The 18,725-nt window shown below is 63.4% G+C and carries 2 protein-coding genes (1 of these 2 only partly in view); both read right to left on the reverse strand.

Going from position 1 to position 18,725, the window contains the following annotated elements; genetic code table 11:
- Nucleotides 1-17,844, reverse strand: coding sequence for a non-ribosomal peptide synthase/polyketide synthase (locus AB4O01_RS07770; protein ID WP_460091207.1), 17,844 nt, complete (start codon nucleotides 17,842-17,844; stop codon nucleotides 1-3).
- Nucleotides 17,841-18,725: the 3' end of an amino acid adenylation domain-containing protein gene (locus AB4O01_RS07775; RefSeq protein ID WP_460091209.1), read on the reverse strand. It continues 12,132 nt past the right edge of the window; 885 of the gene's 13,017 nt are visible here — the last part of the coding sequence; its start codon lies beyond the right edge, outside the window; the stop codon is at nucleotides 17,841-17,843. The genes AB4O01_RS07770 and AB4O01_RS07775 overlap by 4 nt, the downstream gene beginning before the upstream one ends.

The following is an 18,725-nucleotide window of genomic DNA, read 5'->3' on the forward strand; positions in this document are numbered from 1 at the left end:
TCAGGAAACCACTTGGCCGGCCGGCACTTTCAGGCCGTCATGCCACCACGCCGCGAGACTGAAAACGTTGGGCGTCTTGAGAATCGTGAAGTGGTTGCCCGGCCCGTACCACACCGCCAGATCCGTCACCTGGCGTTGCCAGCCTTCGACCATCGCCGCTTGCTCACGCTGATTGCCCCACGCATCCAGCGTCGGGTCATCGACCAGCGCCAGCCGCACCGGCCCGGTGTAGGCCAACTGCGGTTGATAGACCGTGCGCAAGGCTGTGGCGAAGGTGCGGACCGGGCCGTGCATGGCCTGCGCTGACGAACGCGCAGACAACACACCGGCGCGCACCATGCCCTCGTGCAACAGGCGCATTTGCGTGGTGTCGTCAGCCTCGGCGAACGCCAGCGGGTCGATGCCCAACGACTTGCCGCTGGACAGTTGCAGCGTCTCGATCAAGCGTTCCAGTGCGGCAGTCGTGGTGTACGGCTTGCCCGCCGTACCGTTGCCGCCGGGAGATTCGCTGTCGATCAGGGTCAATGACGCCACCTCACGCCCCGCCGCCTGCAACTGCGCGGCCATGGCATGCGCGACCCAGCCGCCGAAGGAATGGCCGATCAGGTGCACCGCACCTTGCGGATACAACTGCTCGACCGCTTGCAGATAGCACTTCGCTGCCGCTTCAACCTGGCTGTGCGGCACGCCGTTGCCATCGAGCCCGCGCGGTTGCAGGCCGATGATCGGCCACTCCGGGCCCAAGGCCTCGGTCAGGTGAATGAACCCGGTGACACTGTCGCCCGCCCCCGGCACGCAGAAGATCGGCGCATGCCCGGCGTGCCCGCTCTGAATGGTCAACAGCGGCTGATAGGCCTCTGGCTCCGGAACCTGCGCAGCGGCCATAGCCTGACTCAAGGCCTGACCGAGCGCCTGAATATCCGGAGCTTTCATCATGCTGCGGTGATCACCCGGGACATCGATGCAGCGCAGCAAACCTGTACTGATCTTGTTTTCCCAACCACGGGTCGGACTCGGCTGCGCCTGCCCCGGCATCAGTGCCTGAGCGCGGAACAAGTGCACCGGCAGACTGGCCGGGCTGACCCGGTAATGCGCCAGCGCCAGGCCATGAGCGGCCTCACGATCAAAGTAACTCCAGGCATCCGCTGCACTCAGTGCGACCAGTTCCGGGTCAGGCAATTGCTGTTCGCAGCAGCGCTGGAACAGCTCATCGAACGCAATGCGTTCGACTTCAGCCTCAAGCCGCTCGACCTCAGCCAACGCCGGCAGCCCTTCTGCACCGCGCATCTGCGAACGCGCGCGGCAGTGCTCCAGCAACTGATGCTTGTCGCGATGCGCGCCGCTCCAGCGGGTTTTATCCTGACTGGCCGGATGCGGCGCGTAAGTATCGAGCAGGCCGACAAACGCCACCGCCTCATCGAGGCCAAGCAACTGCTGAGCGATTTCATACGCCAGCAAGCCGCCAAACGACCACCCGGCCAGACGATACGGCCCATGCGGTTGTACCGCCCGGATAATCCCGACCATCCGCGTGGCCATGCACTCAAGCGTGCGCATCTGCGGCTGCCCCAACGGCACACCGGGCAAACCGTAAATCGCAAACTGCCCCTCGATGTGCATCGCCAATGCCGGGAAATACACCTCCCTGCCACTGAACTCATGGATCAGGAACAGCGCATCGCCGCCCGCGCCCGGCCGCACCACAACCAGTCCTTCCGGCTGTTCGGGCGCGGCATGGCGTTGACCGACCAATGCGGCCAGCGACTCGACACTCGGACGCTGGAACAGCTCCGCCAGGGTCACCTGTTGCCCCGCACGCTGCAGCAGGTTGACCAGACGAATCGCCAGCAGCGAATGCCCGCCCAATTCGAAGAAGTTGTCGTGGCGTCCGACCTGCTCGACATTCAGCACCTCAGCCCAGACCCGCGCCAACACGGTTTCGACCTCGCCTTCAGGTGCTTCGTAATGTCGGCTGAGTACCGCGTCGAGGCCCGGCGCCGGCAGCGCCTGACGGTCGATCTTGCCGTTGGGACTCAAGGGCAGGACGTCGAGCGCAACAAACGCTCCCGGCACCATGTACTCGGGTAACTGCTCAAGAATGAACGCGCGCAGCATGTCGATAGCCGGAGCAGCGCTGCCCTCGCGCACTGTGAAATACGCGACCAGACGCTCGTCGCGCATCAGCACGACCACCTCGTGCACACCCGGGTGCTGGATCAACCGCGCTTCGATTTCACCGAGTTCCAGGCGCAAGCCGTGCAGCTTGACCTGGAAGTCATTGCGCCCGAGGAATTCGAGGTTACCGTCCGCGCGGTACCGCACCAGATCGCCGGTGCGGTACAAGCGGTCCCCGGGCACAAACGGACTGTCGATAAAGCGCTCGGCCTGCATCTGTGGCAGTCCCATATACCCTCGCGCCACGCCGATGCCGCCGATGTGCAACTGGCCAATGACGCCGAGCGGTACCGCTTGGTCATGCGCATCAAGCACGTACAAACGGGTGTTACAGATGGCCTTGCCAATCGGTAATTCGGTGGATGGCACGGGCATGTGCGGTTCCAGTGTCCACGCGGTGCTGTCGACCGTGGCTTCGGTCGGGCCGTACACGTTATGCAGGCGTACCCACGGCAGTTGCTGGCGCACAGCAGCGGCCAGCGCCGCCGTGAGTTCGCCGCCACCGCAGAACACATCGGTGAGGCTGGTGCATTCACTGACGTCTTGCAGCTCGAGAAATTGCTGCAACAGCGCCGGCACGAACTTGACCACCGTGACCCGCTGCTGACGAATCACTTGCGCCAGGTATGCCGGTTCCCGGTGACCTCCCGGCCGTGCCAGCACCAGACGCACACCGGCCGTCAGTGGCCAGAAGAATTCCCACACCGAACCATCGAAACTGAATGGGGCTTTCTGCAACAACGCGCCCTCTGGAGCTGGCGGGCAAATCTGCGAGCCCCAATGCACCAGATTGCACAAGCCACGATGTTCGAGCATCACGCCTTTTGGTGTGCCGGTCGAACCTGAGGTGTAGATCATGTACGCCAGGTTCGAAGGACTCAGGCCTGGCACTTGCGGATCGTTTTCCGACTGGTCGTGCCAAGTGCATTGGTCAAAGTCGATCAGCACTGCCCCAGCCTCGGCAAACAGTGATCGCGTGGCCGTCTGCACCAGCACCGCCACCGGCGCGCAGTCCCTGAGCATAAAGTCCAGGCGCTCCGCCGGATAAGCCGGATCCAGCGGCACGTACGCGCCACCGGCCTTGAGAATGCCGAGCAGCCCCACCACCAGATCAAGCCCACGCTCGACGCACAGCGCCACCCGCGCATCCGGCCCGACGCCTTGCTCACGCAGGTGATGCGCGAGGCGGTTGGCACGGGCATTCAGTTCGCGATAGGTCAGGCTGTGTTCGCCCGACTGCACGGCGATGGCGTCCGGCTGACGCCGCACCTGTGCTTCGAACAGGTTCTGCACCGGTTGCTCGACCGGGCAATCAAGCGCCGTCGCGTTAAAGTCGCCGAGCAGGCGTTGCTGCTCATCCGCCGCAAGCAACTCGACTTGCGCCAACACCGCCTGGTCATCACTGACCAGCGCCGCCAGCAAGCGCTGGAAGTAACCGACAAAACGCTGCACGGTCGACTCATCGAACAGCGCGGTGGCGTAGCGCAGCGAGCCACGAACCCCGTGCTGGCTTTCGCCCAGGCTCAGCGACAGGTCGAACTTCACAAAGTGATTTTCCCCGGCCAGGCCTTCCAGCGTCAGCTCGCCGAGTGCCAGGGCTGGCGCCACGCTGCTGTCCCAGCTCAGCAAAGTCTGGAACAACGGTGTGTGGGAAAGGCTGCGCAGCGGTCGGGTGACTTCCACCACGTGTTCGAACGGCAGATCCTGATGCGCCTGCGCGGCCAGAGTCTGGGCCTTGACCCGCGCCAGCAGCGCTGCCCCCGTCAGATCACCCGAGGTATCGATGCGCAGCGCCACGGTGTTGACGAACATGCCGATCAACCCTTCGATTTCGGCGCGGGTACGGTTGGCGACGGGCGAGCCGATGACCACATCGGACTGCCCGGACAGACGCGTAAGCAGCATCGCCCAAGCGCTCATGATCACCATGTACGGCGTCACGCTGTGGCGCTGACACAACGCCTTGAGACCGGCACTGGTCTGCGCGTCCAGTACGATCTCGACACTGCCCCCGCGGTGATCCTGTTGCGCCGGCCGTGGTCGGTCAGTCGGCAGGCTCAACAATGCCGGGGCGCCGGCCAGAGTCTGCTGCCAGTAATCACTCTGGCGCTGCAACACCTCGCCGCTCAGCCAGCGCCGTTGCCATACCGCGTAGTCGGTGTACTGCAAGGCCAGCGGTGGCAGCGGATCGTCCTCGCCACGGCTGAACGCCTGATACAGCGCCATCAATTCATGGGTCAGCACGCCCATCGACCAACCGTCGGAGATGATGTGGTGCATCGTCAGCAACAGCACATGGTGCTCATCGGCCAGACGCACCAGCCGACCGCGAATCAACGGATCGTCCTGCAAGTTGAACGGCCCGCGCGCTTCAGCGTCGACCAAAGCACGCAAGGCCTCCTCGGTCTGCGGCTGTTGCCGCCAATCTTCCACAATCAGCGTCAGGCCACTGCCGACCGGGGCAATCAGCACCTGTGCTTCGTCATTCAATTGGGTGAAACGACTGCGCAGGGTTTCGTGACGAGCGACGATCCGCGCCAATGCCCGTTGCAGGGCCACAGCGTCGAGTCGGCCACGCAGGTGCAAGCCCAGAGGAATGTTGTAGGCGGTGTTGCCACCATCCATTTGCGCGAGGAACCACAAGCGTTGCTGGGCGAACGACAACGGCAGTGCCTGATCGCGCGGCGCCGGCAGAATCGGCGGCAAGCTGCTGCGTTCGGCCTGACTCAACACTTCGGCAACCGCCGCCAGTTCCGGGTTGGCAAACAGATCGGCCAGCGCCAGCTCCACGCCCAATTGCTGGCGCACCTGGGAGAGCATGCGCATGGCCAGCAATGAATGGCCGCCGAGTTCGAAGAAGTTGTCATAGCGACCGACCTGCCTGACCTGCAACACCTCGGCCCAGACCTGCGCCAGGCTTGCTTCCAGTGGATTGGCCGGTGCCTCGTAGGCCCGACTGAGCAGTGCCTCCTGCGTCGGTACCGGCAGCGCCTTGCGATCAACCTTGCCGTTGTTGTTCAACGGCAATACATCGAGTTGCACCCACGCGGTGGGCACCATGTATTCCGGCAGTCGCGCGTGCATTTGCGCGTGCAGCTCAGCGCTATCCAAGTGTTCATCGTGCGCCGTGTAGTACGCCACCAGACGCGGGGAATCCTGTCCGTCGCGGCGCGCCAGCACCACCGCTTCCTTGATCCCCGGGCAATTCAGCAGGCGGTTTTCGATTTCTCCCAGTTCGATGCGGAAACCGCGAATCTTCACCTGATCGTCGTTACGCCCGATGCAATCGAGTTGCCCCGGCGCCAGCCAGCGCGCGAGGTCGCCCGTGCGATAGAGCAACGCGCCCGGCATCTCGCTGAACGGATCGCAGAGGAATTTCTCGGCAGTCAGATCCGCCCGGTTCAGATACCCCAGCGCCACGCCCTGCCCACCGATATACAGCTCGCCGGTGACGCCCATCGGCACAGGCTGCTGATACGCATCAAGCACGTAAACCTGCGTGTTAGCGATCGGCCCGCCAATCGGCACGCTCTCGGCGTTTTCTGCCACTTCGCGCACTTCAAAGGTTGTGGCGTAGGTGGTGGTTTCAGTCGGGCCGTAGCAATGCACGATGCGCAGTGTTGGCGCCTCGGCCAACATTCGACGAAACGCCGCCGGATCGCCACGCTCACCGCCGCACAGCAGAATCCGCAGGCCCTTGAGCGCCTGCGGAATCAGTTGCACGTATTGATTGAACAGCGCGGTGGTGACGAACAGGATCGTTGCGCCACTGCTGCTCAGTTCACGGCCGAAAGCATGCGGATCGAGCAAGGTTTGATGGTCGATGATCACCACGCGACCGCCATTGAGCAGTGGCCCCCAGATGTCCATGGTGCTCGCATCGAACGCCGGGTTCGAGGCGAAGACCACACGATCCTGCGCATTGAAATCGGCGTAACCGTTGTTGAGCACCAAGCGGCCGATGCCCCGGTGCGGCACCATCACCCCTTTCGGCGTGCCGGTGGAACCTGAGGTGTACATGATGTACGCCAGCGACTCGGACGACTGCAGCAGGTTCGGGTTGTGCGTCGGCTGGCCGTTGAGGGTCAGCCTGTCGAGGTCGATACGCGGCGCGGCGTAGTCGATGACTTCGCCGCTCAAGGTCAACAACGCCACCGCGCGGCAATCCTCGACCATGAACGCCTGGCGCTCGCTCGGTGCATTGATGTCCAGCGGCACATAAGCGGCCGCGCATTTGGCAATGGCCAGTTGCGCGACCAGCAACTCCAGCGAACGCGGCAACAGGATCGCCACGTGATCGCCCGGCTGCACGCCGTGAGCGATCAGGTGATGGGCCAGGCGGTTGGCTTGCGCGTTGAGTTCAAAGTAGCTCAGCGATTGCGCGCCGTGCACGGCCGCCACAGCTTTGGGATGCGCCGCCGCCTGCTGCTGGAAAACCCCGTGTACGGTCAGTGTTTGCGGGTAGCCACGCGCCGTGGCGTTGAAGTCGTACAGCAAGCGCTGGCGCTCATCATTTGCCAGCAATGGCACACGTTCCAGCACCGTTTGATCATCGGCAACCATCGCCTCGAGCAGACGTTCGAAGTAGCCGATGTACCGCTTGATCGTCAGCGTATCGAACAGCGCCGTGGCGTAGTTCAGCGTGCCGCGAAGCACTCCGTTGACCTCGCCCAATGTCAGCGTCAGGTCAAACTTGGCGACATCGCCGGTCCCGGCAACACCCTCCAGCGTCAGCTCGGCCAAGGCCAGTTGCGGGCCAACGCTGCCGTCCCAGCTCAACGTGGTCTGGAACAACGGGCTGTGCGCCAGGCTGCGCACCGGGCGGGCGATTTCCACCACTTGCTCGAACGGCAGATCCTGATGCGCCTGCGCTTCCAGTGTCCGCGCCTTGACCTGTGCCAGCAGCGCTTCGACGCTCGGCGCGCCTGAGGTGTCGATGCGCACGGCGAGCGTATTGACGAACATGCCGATCAGGCCTTCGATTTCAGCGCGGCTGCGGTTGGCCACCGGCGCGCCGATCACCACATCGGATTGCCCGGACAGCCGACTCATCAGCAACGCCCAGGCACTCATCAGGGTCATGAACAGGGTCGCGCCATGACGCTGGCTCAACGCTTTGAGGCCAGTACTCAGGCGCTCGTCCAGCAACACCTCGACGTTGCCGCCGGTGTAATCCTGCTGCGCCGGTCGCGGGCGATCGGTGGGCAGCGTCAACAAGGCCGGCGCACCGTCGAGGGTCCGCTGCCAATATTGGCTTTGCTGCTGCAGCACTTCACCGCTGAGCCGGCGCCGTTGCCATAGGGCGTAGTCGCCGTATTGCAGCGTCAGTGCTGGCAGCGGATCCGGTTGGCCTTGGCTGAACGCCTGATACAACGCCATCAACTCGCCGGTCAGCACACCCATCGACCAGCCATCGGCAACGATGTGATGCACGGTCAACAGCAGCACATGATGATCGTCAGCCAGACGCACCAACCGTCCACGAATCAACGAATCGTTCTGCAAATCAAACGTTGTCGAGGCTTCCTGCGCCAGCAATATTTGCAAGGTGTGCTCGGCCTGCGGCTGTTGGCGCAGATCTTCTACGCGCAGCAGCCAACCGTTATCGACCGGGGCAATCGACACCTGTGCGCTGTCGTCGAGGCGGATGAAACGGCTGCGCAGGGTTTCGTGGCGGGCGACGATCCGCGCCAGCGCCGATTGCAGGGCATCGACGTCGAGGTGACCGCGCAGGCGCAAGCCGAGAGGAATGTTGTACGCCGAGTTGCCACCCGCCATTTGCGCGAGAAACCACAGGCGCTGTTGGGCGAAGGACATCGGCAGCGCCTGAGCACGCGGTGCCGGCAAGATCTCCGGTAACGCGCTGCGCCCGGCGCGGTTCAATACTGCAGCGATTGCGCTCAATTGCGCATCGGCAAACAGATCACTCAGCGCCAGTTCGACGCCGAGGCGCTGACGGATCAGCGAGACCATGCGCATCGCCAACAGCGAATGACCGCCCAGTTCGAAGAAGTGGTCGTGACGGCCGACCTGCCCGACTTGCAGCACTTCGGTCCAGATCTGCGCCAGCGCGGTTTCCAGCTCGCCTTGCGGAGCCTCGTATTCGCGGTTCGGCAGCGCGGCCAGGTCCGGTTTCGGCAATGCCTTGCGGTCGACCTTGCCATTGGCGGTCAGCGGCAAAGCCTCGAGCCGGACAAACGCTGCCGGCACCATGTAGTCCGGCAACTGCGTCAGCAGATGCTCGCGCAACTCGCCCACTGCCAGTGGCTCGACCCCCGCCTGTTCGGTGAAATAGGCCACCAGTCGCGGCTGGCCGGGTTGGTCCTCGCGGGCCAGCAACACCGCTTCGTTGATACCAGGGAGCTGATTGAGGCGAGTCTCGATTTCGCCCAATTCAATGCGCATGCCACGGATTTTCACCTGGTCGTCGTTACGCCCCAAGTAGTCGAGCGAGCCGTCTTCGCGCCAACGGGCAAGGTCACCGGTGCGGTACATGCGCGCATTCGGCAAGGGGCTGAACGGGTCGTGCAGAAAGCGCTCAGCGGTCAGATCGGCGCGGTTCAGATAACCCCGGGCCACGCCCGCGCCACCGACGTACAACTCGCCCATGACGCCCATAGGCACTGGCCGTTGCTGCTCGTCGAGCAAATAAACCGCCGCGTTCGCCACCGGTTTGCCGATGTGCAACGCCGCGCCAACGTCGATACGCCCGGAAGTCGCGACCACGGTGGCCTCGGTCGGGCCGTAGTTGTTGATCACGGCGAAGCGCTGCTGACGGCTGAACTGGCGCAAGCGATCGCCACCGATCAGCAAGGTGAGCAAGGTCGGATGATCGAGGTTCTGACTGAACGCATATTCGGCGACCGGTGTTGGCAAAAAGCTCACGTCCAGCGGCTGCACACGCCACCAGTCGAGCAACCCATCGATGTCTTCAGCGCCGTCATGGGTTGGGGCCAGGTGCAGGGTCGCGCCCGCGCACAGGGCCGGCCAGACTTCCCACGCCATCGCATCGAAACCGAATCCGGCAAGGCTTGAGGTGTGGCTGCCGGCGCGTAAATCGAACGCTTCACAGTGCCAGTCGACCAGATTGGACAACGTCTGATGTTCGACCATGACGCCTTTGGGCAGACCGGTCGAACCCGAGGTGTAGATCACGTACGCCAGATGCGCAGCGCTCAGGCCCGGCACCGCAGGGTTGTGCTGCGCCTGCGCCGGCCATGCGCACAGATCGACATCAATCACTGGCACGCCCGATTGCGGCAGTCTCTCGTGCAGATCGCTTTGCGTGAGCACCGCGACCGGTGCGCTGTCGCTCAGCAAATAACTGATCCGCTCGGTGGGATGCGCCGGATCGATCGGCACATAGCCGGCGCCGGCCTTGAGGATGGCGACCAGCCCGACCAATGTATCCAGGCCCCGGCGGGCGACGATGGCCACGCGGTCATCGGCTTTCACCCCGATGGCGATCAAGTGATGCGCCAAGGCATTGGCCTGGCGATTGAGCTGCAAGTAAGTCAGTGGCTGTCCGGCAAACACCGCTGCAATAGCCTGCGGACGCTCGGTGACCTGCGACTCGAAGCGCCGGGCAATCGTCAGCCCACGCGGGTAATCAGCCTCGGTAGCGTTGAAATCCACCAGCAACTGTTCGCGCTCATCTGCCGGCAGGATCGACAACCGGTCAAAGCCCACGTGCGGCGTGTGCTCCAGTGCCTCCAGCAACGTCATCAACGCTCCCTGCATGTACCCGCAGATACGCTGCGCATCAATGCCGGCCCCGGCCAATACCTTCAGGCGGAAGTCTTCACCGAGATCATCAACGCTGAGAGTCAGGCGATAGTTGGTGTGTTCCTCGGCAGCGAGCAATTGCATGCCGTGCCACGCCGCTTGCACCTCAGCGGATATCGGCCCGACCGGCACGCTGTGACGATAGTTGAGCAGCGTGCTGAACAGCGGCGTGCCCGCCGGCATCGCGCTGTACTGTTGCACCTGCGCCAGTTGCGCGTGCTCATGAGCGAGCAACTGACTCAGGCGTTCGTGGGTCGCCAGTGCCGCACCTTTAACGCTGTGCGCATTCAGTTCGATGCACAGCGGTAAGGTATTGATGAACACACCGAGTGCGCGCTCCGATCCTTCACCGCCCTGCAATCGCCCGAGCAACACCGTGCCAAACACCACGGCGTCGCGTCCGGACAATTGCCCCAGCACCTGTGCCCAGGCGAGGTGCATCAGGCTGGCGGCGCTGACGCCCAAACGCCTGGCCTGCTGACGGATGCTGTGGCTCAGCGCGTTTTCCAGGTCCAGTTGCGCCTCTTGTGCAGGGCCGTCGCTGGCCAGATTCTGCCCGTAAGGCAAGGTCGGCTCATCAACAGCGCCGAGCATCTCGCCGAAGAAACTGGCGTGTGCTTGCGCGGTCAGGCCGGAACGGGTGTGCGCCACGTAATTGCGGTACGGCACCGGTTCGCTCAGCAGCCCGTCGTTGCCCAGCAGAAACGCCTGCATCTCGTGCTGCAACACCTCCAGCGCCACGTGATCCATCACCAGGTGATGGAACAGCAACAACGCCACCACGCGTTGATTGGCCTCATCGCGGCCGTGCACCACGCGCATCAGCGGCGCCTCGGTGACGGGCATACGGTAGTTATCGATGGTGAAGCGTCTGCGCAACTGGCTCAGCGCATCGCCCGCTTCGGCGTCTAGCGGCAAGGCCTCGCAGCCCAGCGAAGCCTGACGCCAGACCACTTGCACCGGCTCTTCCAGCCCCTCCCAGAACAGCGACGTGCGCAGAATGTCATGGCGTTCGATTACCCGTTGCAGGGCATCAGTGAACACTTGCAAACGCTGTTCATCGGCGAAGGCAAACTGCGCCTGCAGCACATATGGATCGCCGTGCGCGGCCGACAGATGATGGAACAGGATGCCGGTTTGCAAAGGTGCCAGTGGGTAGATGTCCTGAACATTGCGCACACCGCCGGGGACGCTTGCAACGATACGGTCGATCGTCGCTTGGTCCAGCGCTACCAGCGGCAACAATTCGGGGGTGATGCGCGGGCAATCGGCCGCAATGAGGTTTGCCGGCACCGCCGCATCAGGTTCGCCGCCCACAGCCGCAGCGAGCGCGGCCAATGTCGGCTGGCCAAAGAGCACACGAATATCCGCCGACAGGCCGGCCCGACGCATGCGCGCAACCAGATTGACCGCCAGCAACGAGTGACCGCCCAGTTCGAAGAAATGATCGAAGCGCCCTACCCGCTCGACCTTCAGCAACTCGGCCCAAATCCCGGCAATCACGGTTTCGACTTCACCGATCGGAGCTTCGTATTCCCGGCTCAGCAGCGCAGTCTGGTCAGGAGCCGGCAAGGCCTGGCGATCCAGTTTGCCGTTGGGGCTCAGTGGCAACGCCGGCAGATTCACAAACACGGCAGGCACCATGTAGGCCGGCAGATGCTTGAGCAATTGGCTGCGTAGCTGATCTGTTTCGACGAGTTCGCCGCTGTAGTACGCGACCAGACGCTGATCGCCCGGCACGTCTTCACGGGCCAGCACGGCCGCTTCGCGGACACCGTCGACCTGCGCCAGATGCGCCTGAATCTCGCCCAGTTCGATGCGTAAACCACGGATTTTGACCTGATCGTCATTACGCCCCAGGTACTCAATGTTGCCATCGGCCAGATACCGTGCGACGTCACCCGTGCGGTACAAACGTGCGCCGGGCTGATCACTGAACGGATAGTCGAGGAAACGTTCGGCGCTCAGCTCGGGCCGATTCAGATAACCCCGCGCCACCTGCACGCCGCCGAGATACATCTCGCCGACCACACCCAATGGCGTCGGTTGTTGGTGAGCATCAAGGATGTACACGCGGGTATTGCACAGCGGTTTGCCAATCGGTGGCGCGCCTTGCGGTACCGGCGAATTCGCCTCCAGCGTCCATACGGTGCTGTCGACGGTGGCTTCGGTCGGGCCATAAACGTTGTGCAGGCGTACCTGCGGCAGATGTTCGCGCACGCTGCGCACCAACGCGGCCGTCAGCGCACCGCCACCACAGAACACATCGGTAAGACTGCTGCACTCGCCCACCTCTGCCACTTCAAGGAATTGCTGCAACAGCGCCGGCACAAACTGGACGACGTTGACCTGTTGCTCACGAATCAGTTGCACCAGCGCGGCTGGATCGCGGTGGTCGTCCGGGCCAGCGAGGATCAGACGCATACCGCAGCTCAACGGCCAGAACAGCTCCCACACCGAGGCGTCGAAACTCAGCGGGGTTTTCTGCAACAGCGCGGCGCCGGTAGAAAGCGGACACAGGCTGGCGCTCCAGTGCAGCAGATTGCCCAGGTTGCGGTGCTCGACCATCACGCCCTTCGGCGTGCCGGTGGAGCCGGAGGTGTAAATCACATAGGCCAGGTTCGCGGCGCTCAGGCCTGGCACCTGCGGATTGCTTTGCGCAAGGTCTTGCCAGGTGCAATGGTCGAAATCGACCAACATGCCGGCCCACTCGCCGATCAGCGCACGCGTCGGCGCATGCACCAGCACCGCCACTGGCGCGCTGTCCTCAAGCATGTAGGCCAGACGCTCAGCAGGATACCCCGGGTCCAGCGGCACATAAGCGCCGCCGGCCTTGAGAATCGCCAACAGACCGACCAGCAATTGCGGCCCGCGCTCGACGCAGATCGCCACCCGCGAATCGCGGCCCACGCCGCACTGGCGCAGGTGATGGGCGAGCTGGTTGGCGCGATGGTTCAACTCGGCGTAACTCAAACGCAATTCACCGGCCACCACGGCATCCGCGTCTGGCGTGCGCAACACCTGCGTCTCGAAGCGAGCATGAACAGTCTGCTCAAGATCGTGGGTGACAGTGGTTGCGTTCAGATCGACCAGCAGATGCTGACGCTCATCGTCCGCCAACAACGTTACCTGCTCCAACACCGCTTGATCGTTGCTGACCATGGCCTGCAACAGGCGCTGGAAGTAGCCGACGTAACGTTGAATAGTCGACTCATCGAACAAGGCAACGGCGTACTCCAGCACACCGCGTATCCCGTCCGGCGCGTCTGCCAGCGTCAGTGACAGATCGAATTTGGCAAAGTGGCTCGGTTCGGCAACACTTTCCAGCGTCAGCTCGCCGAGACTCAGGCTGGCACCGTGGCCACTGTCCCAACTGAACATCGCTTGAAACAACGGGCTGTGCGCCATGCTGCGTGCAGGCTTGGTGATTTCCACCACTTGTTCGAACGGCAGGTCCTGATGCGTCTGCGCATCCAGCGTCCGCGCCTTGACCCGCGCCAGCAGCGCCTCGGTGCTCAAAGCGCCCGAGGTATCGATACGCAGGGCCAGGGTATTGACGAACATGCCGATCAGGCCTTCGATCTCGGCCCGACTGCGGTTGGCCACGGGCGAACCGACGACCACTTCCGATTGCCCGGACAACCGACTCAACAGGCTCGCCCATGCGCCGAGCATGAGCATGTACATCGTCACGCCGTGACGCTGGGCCAAAGCCTTGAGCCCGGCGCTCAGGCGTTCGTCGAGCACCACCTCGACGGTGTTGCCGGCGTAATCCTGCTGCGCCGGGCGCACGCGATCAGTCGGCAGCGTCAACAGTGCCGGAGCGCCCGCCAACGTTTGTTGCCAATACTCGCTTTGACGCTCCAGAACCTCGCCACTGAGCCAGCGCCGCTGCCACACTGCGTAGTCGGTGTATTGCAGCGCCAGCGGCGGCAGTGGATCTGGTTGACCGTGGCTGAACGCCTGATACAACGCCATCAGTTCGCGGGTCAAAACCCCCATCGACCAGCCATCGGAGATGATGTGGTGCAGGGTCAGCAACAGCACATGATGATCGTCGGCCAGCCGCACCAGGCGTCCGCGAATCAGTGCATCATCCTGCAAGTCAAACGGTCCCGAGGCCTCGCCCTGAATCAGCGCCGCCAAGGTCTGGTCGGCTTGCGGATGCTGGCGCAGATCTTCAACGCGCAGCAGCAGACCGCTGTCGACCGGGGCGATCAGCACTTGCGCCTGGTCATTGAACTGGGCGAAACGGCTGCGCAGGGTTTCGTGACGCGCAACGATACGCGCCAAGGCTTGTTGCAGCGCATGCTCATTCAGTTGCCCACGCAGGCGCAGGCCGATGGGAATGTTGTACGCGGTGTTGGCGCCTTCCATTTGTGCGAGAAACCACAAGCGTTGCTGGGCGAACGACAGCGGCAACGCGCCGTCACGAGCCACCGCGACAATCTCCGGTTGCGTGCTGCGCCCGGCTTGCGCCACCGCCTCGGCAACCGCTGCCAGTTCGGCGTTGGCAAACAGGTCGCCCAGCGCCAGCTCGACACCAAGACGCTGGCGAACCTGGGACACCATGCGCATGGCCAACAGCGAGTGACCACCGAGTTCGAAGAAATGGTCCTGACGCCCGACTCGCTCGACTTGCAGCACCTGCGCCCAGATCTGCGCCAAGGCGCTTTCCAGTTCGTTGTGCGGCGCCTCGTATTCGCGGGTGAACAGCGCCGCTCGCTCGGGTTTCGGCAGGGCCTTGCGGTCGACCTTGCCATTGGCGGTCAACGGCAGCGTGTCGAGTCTGACGAAGGCCACCGGCACCATGTACTCCGGTAACTGGGTCAGCAGGTGCGCGCGCAACTCGGCCACGGCCAACGGTTCGACCTGGCTCTGCTCGGTGAAATACGCCACCAGCCGCGGCTGGCCGGGTTCATCTTCGCGCGCCAGCAGCACGGCTTCCTGAATGCCGGGCAACTGATTGAGGCGGGTTTCGATTTCCCCGAGTTCGATGCGCACGCCACGGATTTTCACCTGATCGTCGTTACGCCCCAGGTACTCGATCGTGCCGTCCGCGCGCCAGCGTGCGAGATCGCCGGTGCGATACATGCGCGGGTTCGGCAAAGGGCTGAACGGGTCATGAAGGAAGCGCTCGGCGCTCAGGTCGGCACGGTTCAAATAGCCGCGAGCGACCCCGGCACCGCCAACATACAACTCGCCCATGACGCCAATCGGCACCGGACGCTGCTGTTCGTCGAGCAGATACACCGTGGCATTGGTCACCGGTTTGCCGATGTGCAAGGCATCGCCTGCCTCGATTCGCCCAGAGGTCGCGACCACGGTGGCTTCGGTCGGGCCGTAGTTGTTGATCACGTCGAATTGCTGGTTGCGGCTGAACTGGCGCAAGCGGTCGCCACCGATCAGCAGTGTGCGCAGCGTCGGGTGTTCAAGGTTCTGGCTGAAGGCGTATTCGGCGACGGGCGTCGGCAGGAAACTGACGTCCAGTGGCTGCGCGCGCCACCACTCGAGCAACGCATCGATGTCCTCGGTGCCCTCGTGAGTCGGTGCCAGATGCAGGGTCGCGCCGGCACACAGCGCCGGCCAGACTTCCCAGGCCATGGCGTCGAAACCGAACCCGGCAAGGCTTGAAGTGTGGCGACCGGCGCACAGATCAAACGCTGTGCAATGCCAGTCGACCAGATTCGACAAGGTGCGGTGTTCGACCATCACGCCTTTGGGCAGGCCGGTGGAGCCGGAGGTGTAGATCACGTAGGCCAGATGCGCGGCGGTCAGGCCCGGCACCTGCGGATCAAGGGTCTCGCTCAGCGGCCAGGTGCGCGGGTCAAGATCGATCACCGGCACCGCCAGCGTCGGCAAGCGCTCCCGCAGATTATTTTGGGTCAGCACAGCAACGGGGCCGCTGTCGCTGAGCAAGTAGTGCAGACGTTCGGCCGGGTGCGCCGGGTCGACCGGTACATAACCGGCACCGGCCTTGAGAATCGCCACTAGCCCGACCAGCGTATCGAGGCCACGGCGAGCGACGATGGCGACGCGATCATCGGGTTTCACACCCAGTGCGATCAGATGATGAGCCAAGGCGTTGGCATGCCGGTTGAGCTCGGCGTAACTCAATTGCTCACCGAGGTATTGCGCGGCAACGGCTTCGGGCCGCTGCGCCACTTGCGCCTCGAAACGCTGGGCGATGGTCAACATTGCCGGGAATTCGGCGTGGTTGTCATTGAACGCCAACAGCACCTGCTCGCGCTCGGCCGTCGGCAGAATCGGCAACTGGTTGAGCGCGGTGTCGGGTGCCTGCTCCAGTGCCAGCACCAGACTCTCCATGGCGCAGTGCAGGTAATCACAGATGCGCTGTGGATCGACCTCGGTGGTGGCCAGCAACGTCAGGCTGAAGGCATCGCCGAAATCGTCGATGCTCAGGGTCAGCGGGTAGTTGGTGCGTTCTTCGGAGCTGATCGTGCTGATGCCTTCCCACGCCGCCAGGGTCTCGGCACTCGCCGTCGCCGCCGTGTGGCTGTGGCGGTAATTGAGCAAGGCACTGAACAACGGTGTCGGTGCGACCACGCCACTGCAACGCTGGGCCAGCGCCAGTGGTGCGTGTTCGTGGCGCATCAGCGTGGTCAGGCGTTTGTGGGTCGCCTCCACCGCCGCACGCACGCCCTGCGCATCGACATCAACCCGCAGCGGCAAGGTGTTGATGAAAATCCCCAGCGCCCGCTCGGTGGCTTCGGCACCTTGCATACGCCCCATCAGCACCGTGCCGAACACTACGTTTTGTTTGCCGGTGAGCACCACCAGTACCTGCGCCCAGCCCAGATGAAACAGGCTCGCGACACTCACGCCGAGCTGCCGCGCCTGTGCGCGCAAACGCTGGCCGAGCAATGGGTTGACCGGCAGGCTCAGCTCGGCGATACCGAGGCCGTCGCCCTGCACATCCTGCAAACCGTAGGGCAGGGTCGGCTCGGCTATGTCAGCGAGCATGTCGCGAAAAAAAACCTCGTGTTCGGCTTCGCTGATGCCCAGTCGCGCTTGCGCCACGTAATTGCGAAACGGCACCGGACGCCCGAGCGATTGAGCCTGGCCAGTGAGGCAGGCGAGCAGTTCGTGACGCACCACGTCGAGCGCCGAGTGGTCCAGCGCCATGTGATGGAACAACAACGTCGCGACCACCCGCTGACCGCCCTCATCCCACGCGTAGGCCAGACGCATCATCGGCGCGCACCGGACGTCCAGACGGAAATGCCGCGCATCGAAACGTTCGTGCAGTTGCTGCAGCGCATCACTTGCGCCGTCTGCCAGCACGATCTCCTCCATCGGCAACGGTGCCTGACGCCACACCACTTGCAGCGGCACGTCCAGCCCTTCCCAATGCACCGCCGTGCGCAAGATGTCGTGGCGATCGATGACCTTTTGCAAGGCTTGAGCGAAGTCCTGCAGACGCTCGCGGCTGCTGAACGCAAAGTACGACTGCATGACGTAGGGATCGCCCTGCTCGTTGCTCGCGTGGTGATAGAGGATGCCTTCCTGCAACGGCGCCAGTGGGTAGATGTCCTGCACATTGGCGGCGCCGCCCGGCACCTCGGCGAGCAAGCGGTCGAGGGTCGCCTGATCCACGTCAGCCAGGGTCACCATCGCTGGCGTGATGCGCGTGGTGCCGGGGAGGATGCCGTTGGCCGGAACGTCGATCTGGCCGACGCGGCTGGCCGAGTATTGGCCGGCCTTGATCAGTTCGATCAGCGCCGGTTTGTGCTCGCGCAGCGCGGCCAGCAGCGCCGGATCGCTCAACGCCTGTTTGTTGCCGTTGACGCGCAATTGCTCATCGGTCACCGCCAACTGAATGTCTTTTGTCTTCAGGGTTGCCAACAGTTCGAGCACATTCACAGGACGATCTCCATTCTTTCCGTAATTGCGGCGTAGCCGGCCAGGGTCGGTTGTTCGAACAACGCCCTGACATCGGCTTCCATGCCTTCCTGACGTAACCGGCCGATCAGACTGACCGCCAGTAATGAGTGACCACCCAGTTCAAAGAAATGGTCGTGACGCCCTACCCGTTCGACGTTGAGCAGTTCGGCCCAGAGCCGTGCCAGGGTGATTTCGACGTCGCCGACCGGGGCTTCGTATTCGCGGGTTTTCAGCGATTGCTGATCCGGCGCCGGCAAGGCCTTGCGGTCGAGTTTGCCGTTGGGGCTCAGCGGCAAACTATCGAGATGCACAAACACCGTAGGCACCATGTAATCCGGCAAGTGCTCGAGCAAGTGACTGCGCAGCAGGTCGATTTCCAGGCGTTCGCCGGTGTAATAGGCGACCAGACGTTTGTCGCCGGGCACATCTTCGCGGGCGACCACCACCGCCTCCTGCACAGCTTCGATCCGGGCAATGCCGGCCTGAATTTCGCCCAGTTCGATACGCAAGCCACGGATCTTCACCTGATCGTCGTTACGCCCCAGGTATTCGATGTTGCCGTCCGCCAGATAGCGGGCGACGTCACCAGTGCGATACATCCGCCCGTTGGCCTGGAACGGATCGTCGAGGAAGCGCTCGGCACTCAGCTCAGGTCGGTTCAGATAACCGCGCGCCACCTGCACGCCAGCGATGTACAGCTCGCCGATCACGCCTTGCGGCACGGGTTGCTGTTGCGCATCAAGGATGTACATGCGGGTGTTGGCGATCGGTTTGCCAATTGGCGTGTTGTCCGGGGTCTGCTCGATCGTTCCCGCGCAGTCCCACGCGGTGACATCGACGGCGGCTTCGGTCGGGCCGTA

The organism is Pseudomonas sp. S2_E02 (genome assembly GCF_054668355.1).